Here is a 23,071-nt window from a genome sequence, read left to right as displayed (position 1 = left end):
GATTTACAAACATTTTTATGTTCTCCGTTAGTGTCATTTATCGAGAGCTTTATAGTCTAGCTGATGTGTCGTGTGCTTAACTTATTAAAAGTGGGAAAAAATATTTTGAAATTCATTCTTGGGTCGGTGAGGTGGAAGCTCTTTTGCTTTTTTTAGTCTTTGCGTTGGCTTATGCAAATTACAAATGTGCTTACACCTGTGCGACATTCTTATGTTAGAAAATGCTCTTCGTCATCTAATAACTCTCTCTTAATTGTTTTCTCTGTATAGTCAAGCATTCCGATTGCCCAATCTTTTACTCTTGGTATTTTGTGATTAACTAATTCTTCCAATAATTTCTTTTGAGTTGTAAAGTAAGGGATTCTTGAACCAACTGTTCCGAATGTTCCCATGTTTGATGATAGCTGTCTTAAAAGTTTTTCATTGTCGCCAAATTCGTCAATGATTGATTTTGAAAATGGATGCCATTTGATTTCTTTGTTTTCGTTTATACTCAAAGGCATCATGTGTGCAATTCTTTCAGGTGCAATTTCAGGATGTTGTCTGCACCAATCTAAAATAATTTTGTTTCCTTCTGGATTGCGAAAAGCAATTCCTTCTCTGCCTCCAAGATAACCGTTTCTTGTTCCTATCATGTGTTTCAAGTGGAAGAAAGTCATGTAGTCGCCAATAATGCCTTCTCCAAAATATGTCCATGTGGTATCAAAGTATTTGTCAAAGAGAAGGAAAATTACATTACTAATGTTAGTATCAAATGAATAGTTGAAATGAGCTTGTGAGCAGAATTCTATAATTTGTTTTGTGATTGCAATTGCAAATTCTTTGTCGTCATCCATTGTAAGCAGTTTAGCTACAGCGTCAGACCAATGATAACTGTCTTTGCTACCTGTATTCTCGTTATCATTAGTCATGTTACCACTTGCAATTAAGGTTTTGAAAAGCCCTTTGTTTGCTTGCCATTTCTCCTCACTGCTATAGCAAAACATATAAAGCAAAGACAAAGCAGTCCATTTACCAGCGTTACCGTATTTGCTAATTCTACCGCAAAGTCGTTTAACTTCTTCGTTTGATAGTTTATCCAATGCTCTACCGTATTGAAAATTTTTAAACTGATGAATTGGATAACCGTATTTATCAATTAGCAAAAACAGTTTCTCAATGTCCTTTAATGTTGCATTTATTATTCTTGTTAAGTAAAAAGTATGCTGTCTTAAATCATCGTCAGCAATAAATCTGTCAATTGTCTTTTCAAATAACTCTCTGTCTGCTGCGCCGAAAAGAAAACCGGCTATAAATTCAGGATTTTGATTCTCCTTTTTTACATTCTTCAACTTTTGAATTGCGGTGTCAATAAGGTTTTTTTTGTCGACCGATAGTTCTCCTATTTTAGTTCCAAAATTGAACCCTTGCCTTTGCTCGCCTTCTAACAAATCTTGTAAATGTTCTATCCATGGAATATTTTCAGTAACAATCTTTTTGGCAAATGCTTCTGCATTTAACTTTGGTTTATCAATGTAATGGTCGTCTGCATCTTTTTCATACGAATACCATTCAGGTTTTGTGACTTTAAGTAACAACTGATTTTTAATATCCGTAGGAGTCAGTTCAACTATTAGTGTAGTAATTTCATCTGCAATTTCTTTTGGTAAGTGGTTTTCAAAACCTAAAGTTAATCTTAGATTGTTTAACGCTTCTGTCCATAAGTTTCCTTTATATTTTACAACCTCTCGAATGGAGTTTGCCATGAGTTTGTAATTGCCATCACGAATTAATGTTCTAATTGAAGTAGCAATTATTTCTTTTGCAAGATTTGAATGTAAATTGTCTGAACAAGCTAATTGAGTAAGTAAATTAAGTAGCTGAATCCAGTATTCAGATATTTCTTTCCAAGTTGGTCGGTAATCCTCAAGAGGGGCACTGCTGCCTTGCTTCTCTGCTCCTCCCATTCTTATGAAGTGGTCATTCATCAATCCTCTTCCCATTGCAAAAATTGCAATTTGAGTATAGTCATCATCATGCTTTTCAAGTCCCCATTTTATTACCTCCAATCTTTCAACCAAAGAAGCTTCAGTTCCTGAAAGATAAAGTTGAAACAACTGTCTGAATTGATTGGTTGAATTATTCCCCCAAGTTTCGTTTTCTGAAACAGCGAATGAGTAAAGAATCTTTGAAGCAGTATTGAAAGTTTCTTTTCTAAAACAGAGTTTCTCTAGTGCCCAAACAAGGTTTCTTCTTCCTTCATCGATTTTCAGAATTTCTTCTTTAGACATTTTACCAAACGAAAACTCTAACGCTTTTGCAGTAGCAATTGGATTCACTTCAACAACATAGCGGAAGAGTAGTGAACCCAATGAAGAATTAAGCACTTCCGCTGTTCCAAAAGGGCTTTTTGGACCCCATAATTGATTTACGATTTCCTTTGCTTTATCCAACTGGTCTAATTCAGCCAATCTTTCTACCAATCGTTTTCCTAACTCGTCATTTGTTAATTCAGAAAGCATTCCTTTTATGTAATCGTGAGGCGTTTCTTTCCACCATTGTGCTGCAAGATTAATTGCAAGAGGCATTGGTTTAACCATTATTCGTGTCCCTCTTTGCTCAATAATATTTGTCTTTTTATATTTTAAGCAAACCTTATAAAAATCTTTGATTGCGACTTCTTTTCCTCCTATGGTTCCACAGATTTTACTTCTTACATAATCTGTTTGCTTATTTAGAAATTCTCTCTCCTCAGGGTTTAGTACACTAACAAGATTGTCATCAACAAAACCGAAACTTGACAAAACGGAACAAGCTTTAATCACTTCGTATTCAAATTCGCTTTCACTATTTCTTCCGAAGATTAGTTTCTTCAAAAAGTCATCGGGAAGTTGGCTGTTTAATTTATCAAAACCTTCTGCACTAACAGAATCTGAGAACAGAATTGCCATTTGCGGGTAACCTTCTGATTGGTTTGAAAGAAACTCTTTGTCAGTTTTTGTTAAAGTATCACCAAACTTTTCGTCAACTATTTTTTGAACGATGTCTCTTTGATTTTTCCTGTCTATTTTTATTACTGACCTTTCATTTGTTTCTGAAGAAAAGTCAATTGTAATTAATTTGAAATTGCCGGATGATTTGACTAAACCTGAAATTGTATTGTGTGAATTTTCATCGCAATTATCAATTACAAGAATTCCGGATTGGTGGTTACGGTAAGACAAGATATAGCCGGTGATACTTTCCAAACTTCCCATACCCATATCATAGTAAACAAGTTGTGATTGCTGTGCTTTGATTTCAGGTTCACTTGCATTTTCCCTAAAGGTCTCTAAAATCATTCTTGTTTTACCTAAACCTGAATGTCCAATTACTCTGACAACCTTGTCTCTTTTTAATTCGGTTCTTATCTGCTTAATATTGTTCAGAAGAATATCATTCGTTTGAAACGGAGTCGCTGAACCAATCATGTCCTTTTCCCATTCATCCCAAGTTCTAAAGTTGTGAGGTCTGGTAATACCATTGCATGCTTGAATAAAATTTACAGCAGCCACATTTTCATTAACCCAATCTTTTATTTTGTTAGCATCATAAACTAAAATTTGAAATGTTGCATGATTTGCATAATTGGCTGCTTGAATTGCTCTTCTAAATTCAGCAACTCTATCAGCTACTTGCGTTGTGTTTAGGTCCTGACTTGTAAATAATATGTAGCACCCATTATTAATTACAACATCTTCAACTTGCGATTTTAATTTTCGTGGTTGCCCTGCTATTGCCGTTTCAAGGATTTCTTCAAAGCAATTCGCTGGTGTTAAATTGGTCGCCTTGTTCTGAAAGATTGAAAGTTTGTTTTTTAGCCATTTTGTTTCTAAAGGATTTCCTGTCCACTCAATTCTTCCGTCTTCACCACCATCTGCAACAGTGATTTTTTGCGGAACTAAAATAGTCCAACCTTCCAGCGAATTTTTTTCCGCCTCTATTCTTAAAAGATTATGAAGTAACTCAGAAAGTTGCTCGGCTGAAAGATGGTTTATATGGTCTATTGTTATTTCGTTTATTGAATACATTTCTTAATGATTTATCTAAACGTTAATTTCGGTTGTTTAGGAAAAATTGGCTCTTTTGGTTTTGCCTGTGTGTCGGCTTGTGCGGTTTAGGCAAAATCAAATGTGCCGGTGTGTGAGTGGCAGAGTTTCAAAATATATTTTGAGGTAAGAAAAAAAATAGAACACGAAGCGTTGGGCTGTCGTGTAGGAAAAAAGTCCGCTGTTAAGTTTGTATTTTGTTCTGTCATTTCGATAATTGTGTTTTAGTTTATTGGTCGTTATTTCATCCAATACACTTGCCTTTAACTCGTAAATACATGTTTCTCCAAGTAAATTTATTACACAACTGAGTTATTGGTTCCTAGATAAATAGTGGTAAACAGAATATATTGTTTATTAGTACAATTCACATTCCCCTCCCCACACTTCGTGCCTCTCACTCACAACTCGTCATCGCAACTGATTCACTTTCAATTGCCGATGAAATCATTAATAGAAACGGGATTTACCGGCGGAAAGGCATACCGGTCTTAAAAGAGAAGGATATTCGCTTTGAGGACTCGGTTTAATGTGTTACTAATTTACGGAAAAATACAACAGAAACAGGTACCACTATGTGGGTATTTCTACGGGTATCGCGGAGACGCTAAGTGGAATACAGAGACGCAGAGAGTGGATCGCGGAGGCGCTGAGGGAATTGCGGAGATGCAGAGTGGAGACGCTGAGAGAAGGACGGAGGCGCAGAGATGGGGACGCAGGGAGGGAGAATCGGAGATAAAGTGAGAGTGCAGAGAGGGAGGGCTGGGGTGCAGGGAATAGCGATGCGTACCGTTGCGACCTTTGTGTCGTTGCGGTAGGGGGAAAAGACAGTACAAGAAAGAGAGTCGTAAGAAGTTAGCAGCTAACAGGTATCAGTTTTTATCTTTTCTTCTCAGTTCAATGAAATTCAGGATCACTTGCTTCCGGGTTAGAAAGATAAACCCGATGACCAATTGCCCGATATACGTAAAAAGGGTAGGGTAGTCGAAATCCGGTATGGGAAAATTTCTATTCTTTAGTTCAATGTATTGAAGCCATTTGTAAAGAAGTTTGATAGTTGGCGGTAAGGCCAAGGCAATGGTGACCATTCCTGCAATGATGATGGCCATGGATAAAAGAATGGAGCGATGTATATTGAAGCTTAAGTCTTCCCTCAATCCGGCCGTTAGTTTCAATTTATTTATAATATCATCTGTTTTGAATATCAGCAGATATACCAAGGCTGCATTTAATCCCCAAAATAGCAAAGTCACGACCAACTGGAAGAAGGCAATATCCCTGTTCACCTGTAGAAGTGATGTCAATAAGTTTAGTATATCAAATAGCCCAAAGAGCAGATCTTTAATTAGGAAAATGCCGAGCATTTTGAGGAGGATGTTGAAAAGTTCTTGGGGTTTCATGGTTGTGAATTGAAGTGTTGGTTTAGGGAATGGGGCTGTTCAAGTCCTGCCAATTAATGGTAGGTGTTTTCTAATTATGTCTGTTAGAGCCGGTTAATTTTTTGTGGGTTGCTTGTTACATTGTGTATTTGCGAAGGGAGAGAATTTATTGATTATCCGACCCGTAATATGGCCTAAGGCGAGACCCGTTTGAAAATATATTGTTGAGGTAATGAACTAAAGTTAAAAATTAAACATCGATCCCACACCACTACTGATATTTGTACAAAGCTTATATTACAGTGCTCAGTTCTGCTTTTGCAATCACTCTTGTTGGCTGATGTTTTATTCACCAAATATATCTTCACGTGTTAAGCCTAAATCCTTTGCGGCTTCAATTAAATATTTATATACATTGGTTTCACCAGGTAAAAGATGCCTTGCGCCGCCCCAAAATATCTTAATTGCATCTTCTCCCTCTTTTGTCTTAGAAGCATTTTCAAAAGCTACTTGCAAATTCTTGAATTCTGTATGGTTACTAAGATTTACTGCTATAGGATCACTGGGTATTTCTGAAGATTTCATAATCGTTATAAGCTTTTCATCAGCATCTCCATAGCCATATTGATTAGCTAAGTCAGATATAACACCGTCATGACCTGCGCCTAGATCGACTTTCCCATCATATACAGCCTTAGCTGCTAATTCATGACCTCCCCAAAACTCGAGTCTATTAAATGTACTAAGAATATTTAATCCTTTTTTCTTTAATTCAAATGCCGGAATGATGAAATTAGAAGTAGAAAATGGCGTTCCAAATCCAATTGATTTTCCCTTTATTCTCTTTTGATAATCTATTTTGGGGAGGTTGAAAATGTCCTTTTTAAATCCAGTTTTTTTGTTTACATATACTTGTGCAAAATATGTTTTTCCCCAAACATCATTAATTTTCCTTTCAACGATTGAACAAGCGTTAACTGAAGGGTTTACTTCATTAGCATAAATAAAACCAAGTGGATTCATGAAAGCTATTTGGCAATCTCCTGTGATGATGGCTTTCATTTGTTGCGGTACTTCTAAGGCGGGAAGAAGTTCAATTGTGACTTTATCTGATGCGATTTTCGCTAACTCTTCTTCTGTCTTTCTTAGCAGAATATTAATGTTGGCATGGATAATTTTAGCGTCAATATTCTGAGTTATCCAAGGGTAGTATGACGCTTTATATGTTAACGGCATAGCTGATGTTTATTTTGAGGAATAGAAGTTTTTTTTAGTTTTTAGTTGTGAACTATCTGATAGAAATGATGTTAATGGTAAAAAATCGAATTCTATTACGTCACCCACATTAGCCATATAGCTATCTATTCCTACTTGCGCCAAATTTCCATTTACATAAAATAACCAATAATCATTCGGTTCATTTGGGTTGTCATATATTTTGTCAATCATCACAACAAGATATCCTAGATAATCTTGTCCGAAATAACCGAAGTATTGTACTGCAAAGTCAAATTGTCTGCCAGCTTTCTTTTCTTGGTCATAGGCAATTTCCAATGCTTCTTGAATATTCATGTCTGTTCGCCATGGAATTTCTATTTCCTTGGATTTGTCCTTGATTTTTAGTGTTACTATGTTCATAATTTTAGAATTTGTAGTATCGTTTTAAATATCAGTCAATACTAGTATATAGACCTTCACATCAAATTGTAGTACAATAAAGTATTTGGTTCGTATTCGGTTAGTGATGTTCAGAAAATATTGTTTACTAGTGCAATTGACATTCCATTTCTCACGCTTTACTATTTCAATTCCTAATAATAATTGTATAGTTCTAGCAATAGAAGCCCCAAACTCAATAAATAAAACTTAGCCTCCAGAGAGAGTAAAGAAAAACGCGGTTTTTTGTGAAGATTTGGATAAGGTTCCGCAGCACGTATCTTGATACAATGAATTTAGGAAGAAATCTAACACAAACAATAAAATAGCTATATGTTTTTTTACGGTAACAGCCACCGTAAAACTACGGGAGTAGATTTCGACTAAGGTAAGTAGGTAGGAGAGCTAATTGGTGAATTGGTTGATGTGGGAATTTGGGGGCGGCTGATAGCAGAGAAGGTTGGTGATTGGTGTAAAGAACTTAAGAACTAAAAAACTGAAAACTTATAACTCAACACTTTCCCCCACAAAAAAGCCCGTCCTTGCGAACGGGCTCATCTCAAAAGCTAATCTTTTATTCATGAATCGCCACAATGGGAATATGACTGTGATAAGCCAATTTCTTCGTGGTGCTCGATTTAAATAGTGATCCCAAGAAACCGTGCTTCTTCGGAATGGTGATGATGAAGTCGATTTCTTTGTCTTTCGCAAATGTGTCGATGGCTTCAATGAAATCGTACATGCGGATGAACGCATAGTCCGGATTGAACTCGGCAAAGTATTGGTCTACTTTTTCTTTTTCTGCCTTGTACTCTGGAGTAAGATCTACATAGTGCTCTACGTCCACATTAATAATGTACAATTTCGGATTGAAGATGCGCAACAACTTGCGGATCGGTTCTACCGGAATGGTAGTGGCTACGTCTTTGAAATCGCAGGTGATACCCACTTCCTTGATTTCAGTGAAGTTGGCATCGGGAGGGATGATCATTACAGGAACGTTTCCTTCAGCCGCTAATTTCAAGGTATTGCTGCCAATGAACACCTGCTCCAATTTGGTAGCACCGGTGATGCCCATGATGATGAGGTCAATATCGTGGTGACGCGCATAGCGGTCAATGTTTTCAACAAGGGTATCGCCCTGCTCTGCTACATAGGTAACAGCAACATCTGATAAGGCATTGAGTTCTTCTTTCACGTGCTCAAAAGCAGTGTCGAGCACAATTTTACGGTCGTTGTCGTCTTCAGTTAAGATCGAACCGTCGGCTCCGGCAGTTACGGAGTCGTACACATAGTAAAGGATGAGTTGAGTGTCGGCTTTCCCGTTCAACATCTGAGCAGCATACTTTGCCGCATTTTTAGAGGTGTCGGAAAAGTCGATGGGAACCAGAAATTTCTTCATTATTCGGAGTTTTGTGTAAGATACAACGTTCGAGGAAATTGGAGGAGGATTTAAGGGGAAATTCTTTGGAGGGGGGGCACCGCAGAGATCGCAAAGCGCGCAAAGGGGTCGCAGAGTTTTCTATTTATACTTTTTCACCGCGGCGGCGCAGCGGACGCAGCGGTAACGCAGCGCTGGCGGTCACCCTGTATTTCCTAGATCAGGATTTACAGGATTAAAGGATTGACAGGATGGTTGATTCAAACTCTGCCCCCCCCTTCTTTTTGTATCTCCTCCTTCCTCTATCCTGTATTCCCCCTGTTCTTCCTCCTGTTCTTTCTTTATATTATCCTCGCTTCCTCGTCTCCTCGTTCCTCTCCTCCCTGTTCTTTCTTTCCCTTTTCCTCGTACTTTTGAATCATCTCATCAACACTAATAGATTGTATGAAAAAGACCCTCCTCGCCTTGTTTCTCCTAATCACCCTTTCTTCCCAAGCCCAGGAACCCGCCCTTATTCCTCAACCCGTTTCCCTCGAAAAACGCGGTTCCAGCTTTGAATTGAACAAATTCACGCAAATAGAAGTGTCGGAGAAAAATCCCGATCTGGTGCGCATGGCACGGTTTCTTTCGCAACACTTACTTACAAAAACAGGGTTTCAAATACGCGTGATCCTCGCAGGAGAACCCAAAGACAATAAAGGCACTACCATCAGTCTTTCCCTCAACCGCAAGGAAGACGCCGCCATTGGCGAGGAAGGCTATACCCTCGAAGCGTCCGGTTCTTATTCCATTATTCGCGCCAATAAGCCCGCCGGATTGTTTTATGGTATTCAAACTTTTTTACAACTGTTCCCGAAGGATATTGAAAGTGTGGAGATGGTAAAGAAAGATTACTGGACTTGTCCCGGCGTGCGCATCACCGACTATCCCCGCTTTGGATGGCGCGGATTGATGCTCGATGTATCGCGTCATTTCTTTACAAAAGAAGAAGTGAAGCGTTTCATTGATGATATGGTGAAATACAAGTACAATGTATTGCACTGGCATTTAACGGATGATCAAGGCTGGAGAATTGAGATCAAGAGTTTGCCCAAACTCACGTCTGTAGGCGCTTGGCGCGTGCCGCGTGTGGGCCGCGTGAGTTATGTTACGCCTCCCAAACCCGATGAACCCCGCACCTATGGCGGTTTCTATACACAAGACGATATCAAAGAAATTGTTCAATACGCCAAAGACCGCTTTGTAAATGTATTGCCCGAGATCGATGTGCCCGGTCATAGTTTGGCCATGGTAGCTGCCTATCCCGAGTTGAACGGTACCCCCGGTACCTATCAAGTGAACTCTTTGGAGAAATTCATGAACTGGCATTCCGGTGGATTCGATGCATTGGTAGACAATACCCTCAATCCTGCCAACGATACCGTTTACCAATACCTCGATAAAATTTTCGGTGAAGTAGCGCAATTGTTTCCTTTTGAATACATCCACATGGGTGGCGACGAGTGCGCGAAAAATTTCTGGGCACAGAATGCGTCTATTAAAAAATTAATGGAGAAAGAAAATTTGAAAGACTTGCATGAAGTGCAAAGCTATTTTGTGAAGCGACTTGGAGGCATCATCCAAAAGCACGGCAAGAAAATGATTGGTTGGGATGAGATTTTGGAAGGTGGATTGGCAGAAGGCGCGGCTGTAATGAGTTGGAGAGGCGATAAGGGAGGCATTGAAGCGGCCAAGTTGAAGCATCCGGTAGTGATGACGCCCAATCAGTTTGTATACCTCGATTTCAATCAAGGTGAAGCTTGGTTAGAACCGCCTATTTATGCCAATCTGCGCATGAAGAAGACGTATCAGTTTGAACCGGTGCCCGATGGTGTGGATCCAAAATTCATTTTAGGAGGACAAGGTAATTTATGGACAGAGCAAGTACCCGGTTTGCGTTCGGCGCAATACATGGTATGGCCGAGAGCATTTGCCATTGCGGAGAAATTGTGGAGTCCAAAGAATGCAAAAGACTACAATCAATTTGTGAAGCGGGTAGAAGTTCATTTCGAGCGATTGGATGCTGCGCAAACCAAACATGCCAATACCATTTACGATCCAATTATTGTAGCGAAGAAGGGTGAGAACGATAAAGTGATGATTGAACTCTCGAGTGAAATTGAAGGACTCGATATTTACTACAGCTTCGACGAAACCCATCCCGATAATTTCTATCCCAAGTATACGGCACCGGTAGCCATTCCCTTAGATGCCATTAACTTAAAAGTAGTCGCCTACAGAAGTGGTAAACCAGTGAGCAGGCAAATTGATATTCCGGTAACGGAGTTGAAGAGAAGAGCGGGGGTGAAGTGAGGAGATAGGAGGGAGGAGGGAGGAAGCGAAGAGGGAGGAAATACAAAGAAAGAACAGGAGGAAGAACAGGAGGAGATACAGAGTGCCGGACAGCGCTGCGTTTCCGCTGCGAACTTGTCCTGAGCAGGCCGACGGCCTAGTCGAAGGACGCTGCGCCGCTGCGGTGAACAAATATTTATTTGACCACAGATTCGCACAAATTATGACCGATTTACACAGATTAGAGGCTGAATATTCTGTCAAACGCTACGAATAACGGACTCTAATCTGTGCAATCCGAAATTAAAAATCAGAGTTATCTGTGGTTTGAAAATACTTCGCGATACCTCTGCGTTCTTGGCGCTCTCTGCGGTGAACAAACTCTTTCCCTCTAATCCACTTCATACACAATCCCCGCCTTTCTTCTCACCTCATCCATCACTTCCATCAACTCCACACTGTCTTTCCAGGTCATCACCGGACTTTCCACTAGCCCCGCTCTCAAACAGTCATTCACATGCGCAATTTCATACGAATATCCCCAACCAATACTCTTCTCAATAGGAATGATGGTTTCACTGTCTACTCTCCCCGGATAATACGCAAAAGTGGTAGAAGGCTCATAGAATCTTGTCTTCAATCGAATACGCCCTTGTGTACCTGAAATATCCGCCTCAGTAGCTAAATTGGTAGAGAAGGAACTCAGTAGTTGCGCGATCGCTCCTTTTTTATACTTGAATACCATCGAACATTGCTCATCCACACCCGTACTCGCAGCTGTCATGCTCGCTTCAATGGTATCGGGCTTTCCAAGTACCGACATTGCAAAAAAGATATTATAGATCCCTATGTCTAACAAGCTGCCTCCGCCTAATTTCGGATCGTACATGCGTGCAGGCGTGGGTACCGGTGTCGCAAAACCGAAATTGATGAGCACGTTTTTCAACTCACCCAATTTTCCTTCTCTTATAAATTCCATCAACTTCTTATAGTGAGGCAGAAACTTCGACCACAAGGCTTCCATCAAAAACACTTTTTCTTCTTTCGCTACTTCAATCATTTCCTTTACCTGACGTGTATTCAACGCAAAGGCTTTTTCGCACAACACATGCTTCCCATGTTTCATGCATAAGATTGCATGCTCGTGGTGAAATCCATGCGGTGTGGCTATATAAATTACATCCACTTCAGGATGCGATACCAAGGCCTCATAACTGCCCAATATGTGTTTGGAAGGGAATTCCGCAGCAAAAGCAGCTGCCGTTGCGTAGTCGCGCGAGGCCACTGCCGTTAATTCCGATCCTGATACCAATGCCAAGTCTGCTGCAAATTTTCGCGCTATCTTACCGCAGCCCAATATGCCCCATCGAATGGTCTTCATACTATTTTTTTAGAAAGATACAACCTTCTCAAATTACCTCCTCGTCTACTCGAAATAGAAGCGGTTCATTTCAGGCAAGCGCGCTGCAATATTTTCTTGAAATGGCACGTTTTTAGCTGAATTTCAGCGACTTCACCTTAATTTTGCACACCTAAAAAGTCGAAACAGATATCAAATGAAGCAAACCATCGCCAGCGCAGCTATTACCTGCGTTCTTACCGCCAGCAGCTTACTTTCTTTTAGCTGCAACAATGCCAACGAAACCGCAAAAGACCTTACCGCAAAAAAAGACACTGTACCTACCGCAGCACCGGCAACCGTTAATCCGGCCGTTGGAACCCTTACTCCGGTTGACACAGCGAAGTACACGCAATTACAAAAGTATTTGGCCAACGGCGATTCTTCCGGTCGCTGGCCCGTTAAACATGAATTTCCCGCAGCAGGTGCCATTCTTCCTTTCAACAGAATTTTAGCCTACTATGGTAATCTCTATTCTACCCGCATGGGTGTTTTGGGCGAATATGCAGAACCCAAAATGTTGGAAATGCTTCAAGGAGAAGTGAAGAAATGGCAAGCCGCAGATACTACCGTGAAAGTGATTCCTGCCTTGCATTATATTGCCGTAACTGCTCAAGGTAGTCCGGGCGATGGCGGCAAATACCGTTTGCGCATGCCGGCCAAGGAGATCGACAAAGTGTTGAAAATGGCCGAAAAAATCAATGCCCTTGTATTCATCGATATTCAAGTGGGATTGAGCACCCTCGAACAAGAAGTGCCTTTATTGGAGAAATACCTCAAAATGCCAAACGTGCATTTCGGTATCGACCCCGAGTTTTCTATGAAAGGCGGTCAAGCTCCCGGTAAAGTAGTGGGTACATTTGATGCTGCCGATATTAACTATGTAGCAGATTACCTCGCAAAGCTTGTAAAAGCCAATAACCTTCCTCCTAAAATTCTAGTGGTGCACCGCTTCACACGTAAAATGGTGACCAATTCTCAAAGCATCAAATTGCGTCCGGAAGTACAAATTGTTATGGACATGGATGGTTGGGGCCACCAAGCGCGTAAGATCAATACCTACCGCCAATTCATTTACCCCGAACCCGTACAGTTCACCGGTTTCAAACTCTTCTACAAAAACGATTTAAAAGAAGCGAACAGTCACGTGATGAGTCCGGAAGAAGTGTTGAAGCTGAAACCGAAGCCGATTTATATTCAGTATCAGTAGGGATTAGGTTTTTAGGCCTTAGGTTATTAGGCCTTAGCTATCGGCTATAAAATGATTAAATCATTAAGTACATGAGTTATTCAGGTTGTATTATTTACTTCTTGAATAGCTCATTATTTTTTAACTTTAAAATGAAGCAAACGAAGAAAGGATAAAATGCAGTCTAATGTAAATAACAGGCTTTAAAAAAAGTCGGACTCACAAAGGGTTCCTAAGGCCTAACACCCTAAAGCCTAATGCCCAACAACCTAAAGCCTAACAACCTAAAGCCTAAGGCCCAACGCCTAAGGCCTAACGCCTAACACCCTATTTGGCTTTCTGTACCAAAAAATACCCCACCAAACACAGCACCACCACCAACACAATTGCAATAATAGCGAGGGTATTGTCGGGGAGTTTGCGTTTTTCGCGGCGTGATTTTTTGGATTGGATGTATTTGCCAAGGTCTTTGTGGAGATCGGTTACATATTGTTCCATATTGCGGGTGTTCTCGAATTGCTCGAGACCCTCCATGGCATCGTTGGCAAACTCATTGTCGGCCATCCAACGTTCCACTTCATGCTTCTCCGACTCGGGCAATTTTCCGCTCAAATAATCCATGAGCTTCTGATTGTCGATGTCTTTGTTGCTATTGGATAATATGTTTAATAAGTCCTTGTTCATGGTCTTTTAGCGACCGGCTAATTTTTTCTCTAATAATAATTTCAAATTTCGTTTGCCATTCTGAATATGGCTTTTTACCTGCATCATCGAGAAGCCGGTGGTTTCGGCTACTTCTTGATACGATTTCTTCTCCAGATAGAACAAAGTTACGCATTGTTGCTGCTCCGGATTCAGTTCTTTCAAACTGGCTTCCATGAGCTCCAGTTGACGGTCCTTCTCCACATGTACCTGCTTGCTCGCTTCTTCTTCGGGAACTTCGTTCATGTGATCCTTCCATTCGGTAGCGATCTTGCCTTGTCGGTCGCGAATTTTCATCAAGCAATGATTCTTCGCTACCATGTATACCCAGCTCTTGAAATAATCTACTTTGTACTTGTGCAGTTCGGTGATGCATTTCAAAAACACTTGCTGCACACAGTCTCTCGCCTCTTCTTCGTTCTTCATATACTTCATACAAACCCCCAATAGAAGCAAGGTATAGCGATGAAGCAAATGCCCCAGCCATTGGTTGTCTTTTGAAGCATAAAACTTCTCCAGCAGTTCCTGATCGGTTATATGTGAAAGATGATCGGGCTTCACGTTTTAGAGTAACTGTTTCAATGCTAAGATGCAAAAAGGGAAAAATTGCACAGATTTCACCACACTATTTTCCCCGATTAATAAGGTAATTGGTTACTCATTTAATGACGGAAATTCTCTTTGTACAAAGCAATGGCATCTTCAATAATTTTAAACGCTACGCCTTTGTCTTGAAAATTATCGATCTCAACTTTTTTATTTTCCAATACTTTGTACTGCTCGAAATAGTTGCGCAATTCATTGATGAAATGCGGAGGTAAATCGTCAACCGAAGTCATGTGATTCACCGAAGGATCGTGAGTGGCTACTGCAATGATCTTATCATCCATTTGACCGCTGTCGATCATCTGCATGTTCCCGATCACTGTTGCTTCAACCAAACAAAGTGGTTGAATGGATTGAGAACAAAATACGAGGATGTCAAGCGGATCACCGTCTTGCCCCAATGTTTGCGGAATGAAACCGTAGTTGATAGGGTAGTGGAAAGAAGAATAGATCACGCGGTCGAGTTTCAATAAACCGGTGGTTTTGTCTACTTCATATTTAGCGCGACTTCCTTGCGGAATTTCAATAACGGCGGTTACTTCTTTTGGAGCGGCGGCACCGTAATGAGCGCCATGCCAGGGGTGTAATACTGTAATCATTTTAATAGAATAATTCGGTTTATGAAACGGTGAGCTTACATTTTTATTACAGACTTGAGGTCTACCATCCATTGTCCTTCTTTTTTCACGATGCGAAGGGTGGTGGTGTCTTTCGCGTTCGCACTTTGATAATAGCGGAATGTAGAAGTGCTATCATCGAGTGTCTTGCGTTCGATGATGCGGATGCTGGCTTCTTTATATTCAGAGCGAACACCGGCCGGTTGGTTGCGGTAGTTTTGCTCTTGTTGTTTGATGAGGAGTTCGTTGGTGGAGTCTTTGAGAAGGAAGAAATTGGCTTTCTCGAAATCGCCGTCCAAGGCTGCTCTTACAAACTCACGACCCGCGTCTACATCGTTTTCCGCAGGCACCAATGCGTGCTTTCCTTCACCACAGGCAGCAAAGCCTGCCATTAAAGCGATATATATGATTTTTTTCATGTTTAGAATTTGGACAAAAATACGTGTTAATAAGGATTTTGCTGGTAAAGCGGGTATTACTTTATAAAACCCTTGTGATAATTGCGTTATTACAAGATATCTAAAATTCAAATAGTTTACTCTACCGCAACGGAGCACCGGTCGCTACGTTTACGCAACGAAAAAGTCCCGCCGAAGCGGGACTCTGTATTCATTTGGCGAATCAACTAATTCACCAATCAACTAATTAACCAGCGTCTTTGTCTCTATCATACGCCTTAATAATCGCTTTTACCAATCGGTGGCGCACTACGTCTTCTTCGTTCAATTCAATGTGAGCGATGCCGTCGATGTTGCGGAGAATGCGGGTTGCTTTGTCCAAGCCACTGCGTTGGTTTTTGGGTAAGTCTACCTGCGTTAAGTCACCGGTGATGATGGCTTTCGCATTTGCACCAATACGGGTCAAGAACATTTTGATTTGAAGATCGGTAGCGTTTTGTGCTTCATCCAAAATGATAAAGGCATTGTCCAAGGTTCTACCACGCATGTAGGCCAGCGGCGCAATTTCAATTACGCGTGTGCTCATGTAGTATCCCAGTTTATCAGCCGGAATCATATCATCCAAGGCATCGTAAAGCGGACGTAAATAAGGATCGATCTTTTCCTTCAAATCGCCCGGTAAGAAACCCAAGCTCTCGCCGGCTTCTACTGCCGGACGGGTTAAGATGATCTTCTTTACGGCCTTGTTCTTCAAAGCGCGTACTGCCAATGCAACGGCTGTATAGGTTTTACCGGTACCGGCCGGACCTATGGCGAATACGATATCGTTCTTGTCGGCTTTGCTCACCAATAATTTTTGGTTGGCAGTGCGCGCACGAACGGTTTTGCCATTGGGACCGAATACGAGTATTTCATTTGGATTGCGTTCTACAAAATTGTCGACGGTTTCTGCATCATCGCCGCCGAGAATTTGTTCGAAGTAATTTTCACTCATGTGGCCATTGCGCTGCAGGTATTGAACAATCAGTTCAATCTTTTCCCGGGCTGTACCAATTTGTTCGGGTGAACCACTTAATTTGAGTTGAGTTCCTCGAGAGAGAATTTTTAGCAGGGGGAATTTTTTCTTGAGGATGTCGAGTTTGCCATTGTTAACGCCGAAAAATTCGATGGGGTTAACGGTTTCAAGGTTGATAATTGTTTCAGTCAAATCACAAGGTTTTTATTTCACAAATAGCTTACTGACTAAATGACGAGCAAAGGACCGAAATGTTTGCTAAAGCAATATTAAATCGGTGTTAACCAAATTTAAATTTTCGTTTTTGGAATACAAGGGGTGTTTTTTCCACAGTTTGTGGGAAATCTGAGGTAGGCATCTCAAGAATAGTGGTTTACCACTTATAGCCGTTAGATCAAGTATTGAGTCGTTTATTTTGCTAGTTTTTGAACCGCAGCGGCGCAGCGATCGCAGCGGTTTCGCAGCGACAAAGGCCAGGAACCCATGCGTTCTTTTTTTGACCACAGATTCTGTAGATTAAAACAGATTCCCACAGATTAGCCTCCGATATTCAATCAACCTGACTGCCGGCTGTTCAATTCTTAATTCTTAATTCTTAACTCTTAATTACTGTTGCATTACTCGCTGCTGCACACTCTTACTCCCATCTTCATTACTTAGTTTCAATAACAGCAAACCTTTGCCTGCAGCTTCCAATCCTGAGATGGGGATTACTTGATAACCCGATTGCAATTGAACACGTTGTTGTTTTATCAACTGCCCATTTCCGTTATATATTTGAATGAGGCCGGTTTCGTTGGCAGTCCAATTCACAGCCATGTTGAATCCACCCGAGAACGGATTGGGATACGCATTTACTTTTATTTGAGCCGACAAATCCGAACTAATTCGAATGATTCTCGAATAGAATACTATACCTGCACTGGTAGTTTCTTTTAAGCGATAAAAGGAAGTTCCTGAATAGGGACTTGCATCAACAGCTTTGTAAGTGGCTCGCGCGTCAATTGTAAAAGGAGCAATACCCGGAACGGTATTCCAATCTCTTCCATTATTGCTGCGCTCTACTGCTACAGTGCCTGTATTGGGAGCAGCGGCTGTTTGCCATTGCAATTGAACTTGGTTTTGTTGGTAGGTTCCACTAAAAGCTGTAAAGCTCAACGGCAAACTGATAGCACGTTGAAAAGAGATATTGCCAATTGCAATTGCTTGTAGTCGGGGATTGTTACGAACATTGGCAGAGTTTACGTTGCCATAGGTAATAACAACCGAGGTTACAATATTGGATCCGAAATCAACAATTACGGTTCCATTTTGAGCCGGACTCCCTTGTGCTAAACTGCTTACATTACCCCCTCCTGAACCTGAATTGGCAGTTGCTGTATTTCCGGTAATGTTTACGATGGAAGCAGCCGGATTCCATTCAGTTAATGTGGGTACAAGGGCGCCGGAAGGGCCTACACCGGTTACGGTTACTTGGTCTTGATAATCGTAAGGAGTACCACCGCCCGGAAAATCGATGTCGGCAATCGAAAAAGTTAAATTGGTAACAGACGATGAGAAGGTAAACGTAGTAACCGAAGACGAGGTTTTGTTTCCCAAATCTTGGTCAATTTCAATTGCGTCTGTTGATCCCTGTACCTGGAAATCGGCGCCGTTGCTATTGTTGTTGTTTACTCGGGGATAGGGCGACTGAAGTGATCCCGATCCTGAGATCGCAATCGAAAAAGTGAAATTGACGATGGATCCCCCCACACCAAGGGCTGTTGCACCGGTGGTAGGAGCTGAAAGGACAGGAGAGAAAGAACTTCCCCAGTCCATAGTATAGGTTTGAGCTGTTGCACTGCCTGCAAGAAAAAGGGCCAATGACAGACAAAATGAGTAGAAATAGCGCTTCATAAGATTCTTGTTTATCTAAATTCCGGTATAAGTGGAATTATGTACGGATAGATAAACTAAAAACCCTATGTGTTTAGTATGTATAAAAGGATGAAATCCTTTGTTAATAAGCGATTTAACCCATTTTTAAGGTCTGATCCAGTGGTTTTTGGGTAGAATCCTTTGGATTATTGTGCCTTATCAAGAATCTTGATCAGGCTCAATAACATGCGCTTCGATGATCTGGTGAAATTGTGATTCCTGTTTTAGCACCCAATTGGGAACGGTCTCCGGATTTGAAATTTTCCATTCGCCGTCTTTTTCCACTTTCATCATAATTCGATTGCCTTTATCGTCGCTCACATCTACTGTATAGGTTGGTAAGATTCCGTTGCCTACTCTTCTGAAGTTGAATTCTTTTAACCGTCCGTCTACTTTCAACAAACGTGTGAATTGCACGTTTCTTTGATATTGAATTTGCATATGTACCCCTTTGCTTTTGTACTATCAATTTTGATGCTAAACTTTAGAAATCAGGGATTTGTTGAAAAAAAATGAAGAAGATGAATAATTAATAATTAACAATTAATAATTAATAATGAAACAGCCATGGTGAAGGAACGAGGATGCGAGGAATTAAAGAAAAAGTATGTTTACCAATACAATAAATGATTGTGACTAAGTAGCGCCGTCGATTTATAGCGTTGAATGAAAATGAAACACGTAGAAAGAACAAAAAGACGGGGTAGCGCTGCGTTGCCGCTGCGTTCGCTGCGCCCCTGCGGTAAGGGTAATGTAACTAAATTGCGAATATATCTTTCCTCGCCTCCTCGTTCCTTACCTCCCCCTCTTCTTCTTCTTGTTCTTTCTCTGTATTTTCCTCGTTCCTCGCCTCTTCTCATCCTCGCCTCCTCTCTTCCTCCTCTTATTTCCTTATCTTCAACCTCCTTAATCAAACACACATGACAACCCAAGTACGATTGAAAGCCCTGACAATTTGCCTACTTCTTTTTACCTCAATTGGCAGCGCTTCTGCCCAACTTCGACTGCCTGCCTTATTTGCAGATGGTATGGTACTGCAACAAAAAGATTCGGTTCAATTCTGGGGATGGGCAGGTCCCGGTGAAACCGTAACTATTAAGCCGTCTTGGACTTCACAGGTATATACTGCTAAATCTTCTTACATGTCGCAGTGGATTACCAAAGTTAAAACACCTGAAGCCGGAGGACCTTATACTATTGAAATCAATAGTCGCAACACAATTATTTTAAAAGATGTATTGATTGGAGAAGTGTGGGTTTGTTCCGGTCAATCAAATATGGAATGGAGTTATTACAATGGAGTTTCAGATATGAACGATCAATTCGCTCTTCCTCCTAATAAAAACATCCGCTTGTTTCACATCAACAAAGTGGGTTCTAATACGCCTCAAGATGATGTGAAAGCTTCTTGGACCATCACCGATTCAAACACTATGAAGGGATTTAGTGCTGTAGGATATTTCTTCGGTAAGAAATTGCAAGAGCAATTGAATGTGCCCATTGGATTGATCGGATCTGCTTGGGGCGGTACTCCTGCAGATACTTGGACGCCTTCCCCCATAATAGAAAATAACCCGGTTTTCAAAGCCGATAACGACAAATTGAATCAGTTGGATTGGTGGCCTGTTCGTCCGGCACAAGCGTACAATGGAATGATCGCACCCATTTCAAAGTATGGCATTGCCGGAGTTATTTGGTATCAAGGTGAAAGCAATGTAGGCAATCATGCCAATTACCGCCAATTGTTCACTACCATGATTGATGCATGGAGAGCTTCTTTCAAAAACGAAATGCCTTTTTACTTTGTGCAAATAGCGCCGTTTAATTATGGACCAGGCGAAGATGCTGCGCATTTACGTCAAGCACAAACAGCCTCTATGACTCATCCAAAAACCGGGATGGTAGTAGTAAACGATTTGGTAGATACGGTGAGCGATATACATCCGAAACGCAAACGTCCGGTAGGGGAGCGCCTTGCGGCTTGGGCCTTAGCGAATACCTATGGAAAACAAGGAATCGTTTACAGAAGTCCTGAGTTTAAATCGGCTACAAAACTCAAAGGAAAAGTAACAGTAGAATTTGATTTTATTGGGTCGGGCATCCAATCTTCTACTCCAAAAATTACCGGTTTTTATTTAGCAGGAGCTGATGGTGTTTGGCAACCCGCTGATGCAGTGATCAAAGACAATAAAGTAATTCTTAGTTCTAAATTGGTGAAAGATCCAACACAAGTTCATTATTTGTATGGAAATGCTTTATTGGGTTCTGTGCAATCGAAAGATGGATTGCCTTTGAATGCATTTAAAGCTTCGATCTCGAATTAATATTTTTGGAATAAATTTTTTATGGCGCCGTGAAATTCATGGCGCCATTTTATTTTTTACTTTACCGCAAAGAAACAAAGAACGCAAAGGTACGCAACGAAATACCTTTGCGCCTCTTCTACCTCTACGTCTAAAAAAAATCTCTCTGCGTTCCTCTGCGTCTCAATCTCCTCTGCGTCTAAAAAATCTCTCTGCGTTCCTCTGCGCCTCTTCTACCTCTGCGACTTCCTCCAAAAAAAAGCGTGATGAAATATTCACCACGCTCTCTATCTATGATCCGTTCGCGAAAATTAGAGTTATTTTTTACCGCAGCGGCGCAGCGTACGCAGCGTTTTCGCAGCGCTTTCTCCTCTTCTTCGCATCCTCGTTCCTGCGCCTTGGCTGTTTCATTATTAATTCTTAATTCTTAATTCTTAATTATTGATTAGTTTCCCCCTCTTCCTCTACCTCTTCTTTCTCCCTGATCGTTTCCACCACCGCGTTGTCCTTGGTCATTACCGCCACCTCTTTGTCCTTGGTTCCAACCACCGTTGTTACCACCACCACGCTGACCTTCAGATCCACCACCTCTCTGGCCACCTTCGAAGCCGCGTTGGGGGCGTTCTACCGGACCGGCTTCTCTTCCACCACCGAAACTACCGCCGCGTTGTCCTTGTCCCCAACCACCACGTTGACCTTGATCATTGCCGCCTCTTTGTCCTTGATCATTTCCGCCACCGCGTTGACCTTGGTTCCAGCCGCCATTGTTTCCACCACCACGTTGACCTTGATTCCATCCACCGTTGTTACCACCGCCTTCATTTCTTCTTTCATCTCTACCGTCACGTCTTTCAAAATCACGACCATCGCGTCTATCATCGTCACGTCTTTCGTAACCGCGACCTTCTCTTCTGTCATCGTCTCTGCGGTCATTACCTCTATAGTCTCTTCTATCATTGTTGCCATAGCCTCGGTTACCATATCGATTGTTATTATCGTAACCGCCACCTCGGTAATCTCTGTTTCCATAAGCGTACCCTCTAGGTTCGTTACGGAAACGGAAATCATTATTTCTGCCTGGACCGTATCTGCGATTATCAAAGTATCTTACTTCTATCGGGCGACCACAATAACGCTGTGCATCATAACGGTTAGGACCATAGCAATAATTATAAGAGCGATAATTGTAATAGTTGTTTACTACACGCACACCTCTGAAAATAGAGATATTCAAATTGAAAGGAGCGCAATAGTTACGGAAACTTCTATCGTAGATATAACCACGATTACAGAAGGTCCAGCGATCTGTACCAATCATTCCAATACTGATATTGAACGAAGCACCGAACCCTAACGGAGCCCAACCATAATAATCTCCGCCCTCACTCCAGGCCACCCAAGCAGGAGCCCATTCATAGCCGGGGATCCACATCCATCCACCATAATAAGGGTCGTATTCCCAGCGGCCGTAGTGGAAAGGAGCCCAACCCCAATTGTAATCCGAAACCCATTCCCAACCGTAATCGGTATAATCCCAATAACCATTGCTATAATAAGGACGGAAATTAGGTTCGTTGTAAATCCACACTTCGCCAAAGCGAGGGTGCATCATCCACCTACCATAAGGTGAAAGTTCGCTTCGGAACAATCCAATGTTAACCGAAACTTGCTGTGCCTTCGCTTCACTTGTGAAGCCGGCTAGCGATAAAAAGCTGAACAATCCTAATATCCAAAGTGTAGACCTTTTCATGTGTTTCATATTAAATGTGAACAATCGTGTTTCACTTATTTCTATCCAAATAGACGGCCAATAATTGTGAAAGATTGTTAAGGGAGCGTGAAAGTGAGAGTAATTAGGAATTAATAATTAACAATTAATAATTAATAATTGAACAGCGGAGTACAGGAACGAGGAGAAGAGGAGACGAGGAGAAGAGGAAAGACAGAGAAAGAACATGAAGAGGAAGAGGGGGGAACGCCGCGAAAGCGCTGCGTGCGCTGCGCCGCTGCGGTAAAATGGAATTATAATAAACATTAGCCAACCGGAATAAAGGAACGTGGATGATAGAAACCTTTGCGACAGCTTTGCGGTCTTTGCGATCGTTGCGGTG

At 41.3% G+C, this 23,071-nt stretch carries 17 protein-coding genes; 3 read left to right on the top strand and 14 right to left on the bottom strand.

What is annotated here, in order from left to right; translation table 11 throughout:
* Positions 1 to 209: 209 nt before the first annotated feature.
* From ACQ2HE_RS16230 to ACQ2HE_RS16210, 5 genes are all read right to left on the bottom strand, one after another.
* Positions 210 to 4,049 (bottom strand): hypothetical protein, encoded by a 3,840-nt coding sequence (locus ACQ2HE_RS16230; RefSeq protein WP_430896734.1) that lies wholly within the window; start codon positions 4,047 to 4,049, stop codon positions 210 to 212.
* Positions 4,050 to 4,939: 890 nt separating this feature from the next.
* The gene (locus ACQ2HE_RS16225) at positions 4,940 to 5,467 is read right to left on the bottom strand and encodes a hypothetical protein (RefSeq protein ID WP_430896736.1); all 528 of its coding nucleotides are present in this window, start codon (positions 5,465 to 5,467) and stop codon (positions 4,940 to 4,942) included.
* 324 nt (positions 5,468 to 5,791) lie between these two features.
* Entirely contained in the window at positions 5,792 to 6,682 is an 891-nt protein-coding gene (locus ACQ2HE_RS16220) for a phosphate/phosphite/phosphonate ABC transporter substrate-binding protein (protein WP_430896738.1), read from the bottom strand.
* A 9-nt stretch (positions 6,683 to 6,691) separates the two neighbouring features.
* Complete coding sequence (locus ACQ2HE_RS16215; RefSeq protein ID WP_430896740.1) at positions 6,692 to 7,084, bottom strand: DUF4430 domain-containing protein; 393 nt, start codon at positions 7,082 to 7,084, stop codon at positions 6,692 to 6,694.
* Positions 7,085 to 7,676: 592 nt separating this feature from the next.
* A complete protein-coding gene (locus tag ACQ2HE_RS16210; RefSeq protein WP_430896742.1) occupies positions 7,677 to 8,504 on the bottom strand; it encodes a universal stress protein in 828 nt (275 codons plus the stop codon).
* Positions 8,505 to 8,927: 423 nt separating this feature from the next.
* On the opposite strand from ACQ2HE_RS16210, the gene ACQ2HE_RS16205 reads away from it, so the two are divergent.
* Positions 8,928 to 10,835, top strand: coding sequence for a beta-N-acetylhexosaminidase (locus ACQ2HE_RS16205; protein ID WP_430896744.1), 1,908 nt, complete (start codon positions 8,928 to 8,930; stop codon positions 10,833 to 10,835).
* 370 nt (positions 10,836 to 11,205) lie between these two features.
* Here the strand turns inward: ACQ2HE_RS16205 and ACQ2HE_RS16200 are convergent, their stop codons facing one another.
* Complete coding sequence (locus tag ACQ2HE_RS16200) at positions 11,206 to 12,195, bottom strand: Gfo/Idh/MocA family protein (RefSeq protein ID WP_430896746.1); 990 nt, start codon at positions 12,193 to 12,195, stop codon at positions 11,206 to 11,208.
* 175 nt (positions 12,196 to 12,370) lie between these two features.
* Here ACQ2HE_RS16200 and ACQ2HE_RS16195 point away from each other — a divergent pair, with 175 nt between their 5' ends.
* Positions 12,371 to 13,423 (top strand): hypothetical protein, encoded by a 1,053-nt coding sequence (locus ACQ2HE_RS16195; protein ID WP_430896748.1) that lies wholly within the window; start codon positions 12,371 to 12,373, stop codon positions 13,421 to 13,423.
* A gap of 306 nt (positions 13,424 to 13,729) precedes the next feature.
* Here ACQ2HE_RS16195 and ACQ2HE_RS16190 read toward each other — a convergent pair whose 3' ends face one another.
* The 7 genes from ACQ2HE_RS16190 to ACQ2HE_RS16160 form a co-directional block, all read right to left on the bottom strand.
* Positions 13,730 to 14,086, bottom strand: a complete 357-nt coding sequence (locus ACQ2HE_RS16190) for a hypothetical protein (RefSeq protein WP_430896750.1) — start codon at positions 14,084 to 14,086, stop codon at positions 13,730 to 13,732.
* Between the two features lie 6 nt (positions 14,087 to 14,092).
* Positions 14,093 to 14,665 (bottom strand): RNA polymerase sigma factor, encoded by a 573-nt coding sequence (locus tag ACQ2HE_RS16185; RefSeq protein WP_430896752.1) that lies wholly within the window; start codon positions 14,663 to 14,665, stop codon positions 14,093 to 14,095.
* Between the two features lie 101 nt (positions 14,666 to 14,766).
* On the bottom strand, positions 14,767 to 15,309 hold the full coding sequence (locus ACQ2HE_RS16180; protein WP_430896754.1) for an inorganic diphosphatase: 543 nt from the start codon (positions 15,307 to 15,309) through the stop codon (positions 14,767 to 14,769).
* Between the two features lie 35 nt (positions 15,310 to 15,344).
* Positions 15,345 to 15,746 (bottom strand): hypothetical protein, encoded by a 402-nt coding sequence (locus ACQ2HE_RS16175; RefSeq protein ID WP_430896756.1) that lies wholly within the window; start codon positions 15,744 to 15,746, stop codon positions 15,345 to 15,347.
* Positions 15,747 to 15,972: 226 nt separating this feature from the next.
* Complete coding sequence (locus ACQ2HE_RS16170) at positions 15,973 to 16,932, bottom strand: PhoH family protein (RefSeq protein WP_430896758.1); 960 nt, start codon at positions 16,930 to 16,932, stop codon at positions 15,973 to 15,975.
* 414 nt (positions 16,933 to 17,346) lie between these two features.
* Entirely contained in the window at positions 17,347 to 18,636 is a 1,290-nt protein-coding gene (locus tag ACQ2HE_RS16165) for a T9SS type A sorting domain-containing protein (RefSeq protein WP_430896760.1), read from the bottom strand.
* A gap of 180 nt (positions 18,637 to 18,816) precedes the next feature.
* A complete protein-coding gene (locus ACQ2HE_RS16160; protein ID WP_430896762.1) occupies positions 18,817 to 19,098 on the bottom strand; it encodes a hypothetical protein in 282 nt (93 codons plus the stop codon).
* A gap of 479 nt (positions 19,099 to 19,577) precedes the next feature.
* On the opposite strand from ACQ2HE_RS16160, the gene ACQ2HE_RS16155 reads away from it, so the two are divergent.
* Positions 19,578 to 20,981: a sialate O-acetylesterase gene (locus tag ACQ2HE_RS16155; protein WP_430896764.1), complete on the top strand. Its 1,404-nt coding sequence runs from the start codon at positions 19,578 to 19,580 to the stop codon at positions 20,979 to 20,981.
* Positions 20,982 to 21,405: 424 nt separating this feature from the next.
* Here the strand turns inward: ACQ2HE_RS16155 and ACQ2HE_RS16150 are convergent, their stop codons facing one another.
* Positions 21,406 to 22,710, bottom strand: a complete 1,305-nt coding sequence (locus ACQ2HE_RS16150; RefSeq protein ID WP_430896766.1) for a DUF6600 domain-containing protein — start codon at positions 22,708 to 22,710, stop codon at positions 21,406 to 21,408.
* Positions 22,711 to 23,071 lie beyond the last annotated feature (361 nt).

This window comes from Endoryza foliicola (genome assembly GCF_050589245.1).
Classification (GTDB): Bacteria; Bacteroidota; Bacteroidia; order Chitinophagales; family Chitinophagaceae; genus Endoryza; species Endoryza foliicola.
The sequence above is the reverse complement of the archived record's forward strand: the minus strand, read 5'-3'. Positions and strand labels throughout refer to the sequence as shown.

Excerpts from the sequence above, each read along its gene's own strand:
- ACQ2HE_RS16205 (WP_430896744.1), top strand. The coding sequence starts at position 8,928 with ATGAAAAAGACCCTCCTCGCCTTGTTTCTCCTAATCACCCTTTCTTCC.
- ACQ2HE_RS16160 (WP_430896762.1), bottom strand. The coding sequence starts at position 19,098 with ATGCAAATTCAATATCAAAGAAACGTGCAATTCACACGTTTGTTGAAA.
- ACQ2HE_RS16190 (WP_430896750.1), bottom strand. The coding sequence starts at position 14,086 with ATGAACAAGGACTTATTAAACATATTATCCAATAGCAACAAAGACATC.
- ACQ2HE_RS16180 (WP_430896754.1), bottom strand. The coding sequence starts at position 15,309 with ATGATTACAGTATTACACCCCTGGCATGGCGCTCATTACGGTGCCGCC.
- ACQ2HE_RS16195 (WP_430896748.1), top strand. The coding sequence starts at position 12,371 with ATGAAGCAAACCATCGCCAGCGCAGCTATTACCTGCGTTCTTACCGCC.
- ACQ2HE_RS16215 (WP_430896740.1), bottom strand. The coding sequence starts at position 7,084 with ATGAACATAGTAACACTAAAAATCAAGGACAAATCCAAGGAAATAGAA.
- ACQ2HE_RS16165 (WP_430896760.1), bottom strand. The coding sequence starts at position 18,636 with ATGAAGCGCTATTTCTACTCATTTTGTCTGTCATTGGCCCTTTTTCTT.
- ACQ2HE_RS16150 (WP_430896766.1), bottom strand. The coding sequence starts at position 22,710 with ATGAAAAGGTCTACACTTTGGATATTAGGATTGTTCAGCTTTTTATCG.
- ACQ2HE_RS16155 (WP_430896764.1), top strand. The coding sequence starts at position 19,578 with ATGACAACCCAAGTACGATTGAAAGCCCTGACAATTTGCCTACTTCTT.
- ACQ2HE_RS16210 (WP_430896742.1), bottom strand. The coding sequence starts at position 8,504 with ATGAAGAAATTTCTGGTTCCCATCGACTTTTCCGACACCTCTAAAAAT.
- ACQ2HE_RS16220 (WP_430896738.1), bottom strand. The coding sequence starts at position 6,682 with ATGCCGTTAACATATAAAGCGTCATACTACCCTTGGATAACTCAGAAT.
- ACQ2HE_RS16225 (WP_430896736.1), bottom strand. The coding sequence starts at position 5,467 with ATGAAACCCCAAGAACTTTTCAACATCCTCCTCAAAATGCTCGGCATT.
- ACQ2HE_RS16175 (WP_430896756.1), bottom strand. The coding sequence starts at position 15,746 with ATGAAAAAAATCATATATATCGCTTTAATGGCAGGCTTTGCTGCCTGT.
- ACQ2HE_RS16230 (WP_430896734.1), bottom strand. The coding sequence starts at position 4,049 with ATGTATTCAATAAACGAAATAACAATAGACCATATAAACCATCTTTCA.
- ACQ2HE_RS16200 (WP_430896746.1), bottom strand. The coding sequence starts at position 12,195 with ATGAAGACCATTCGATGGGGCATATTGGGCTGCGGTAAGATAGCGCGA.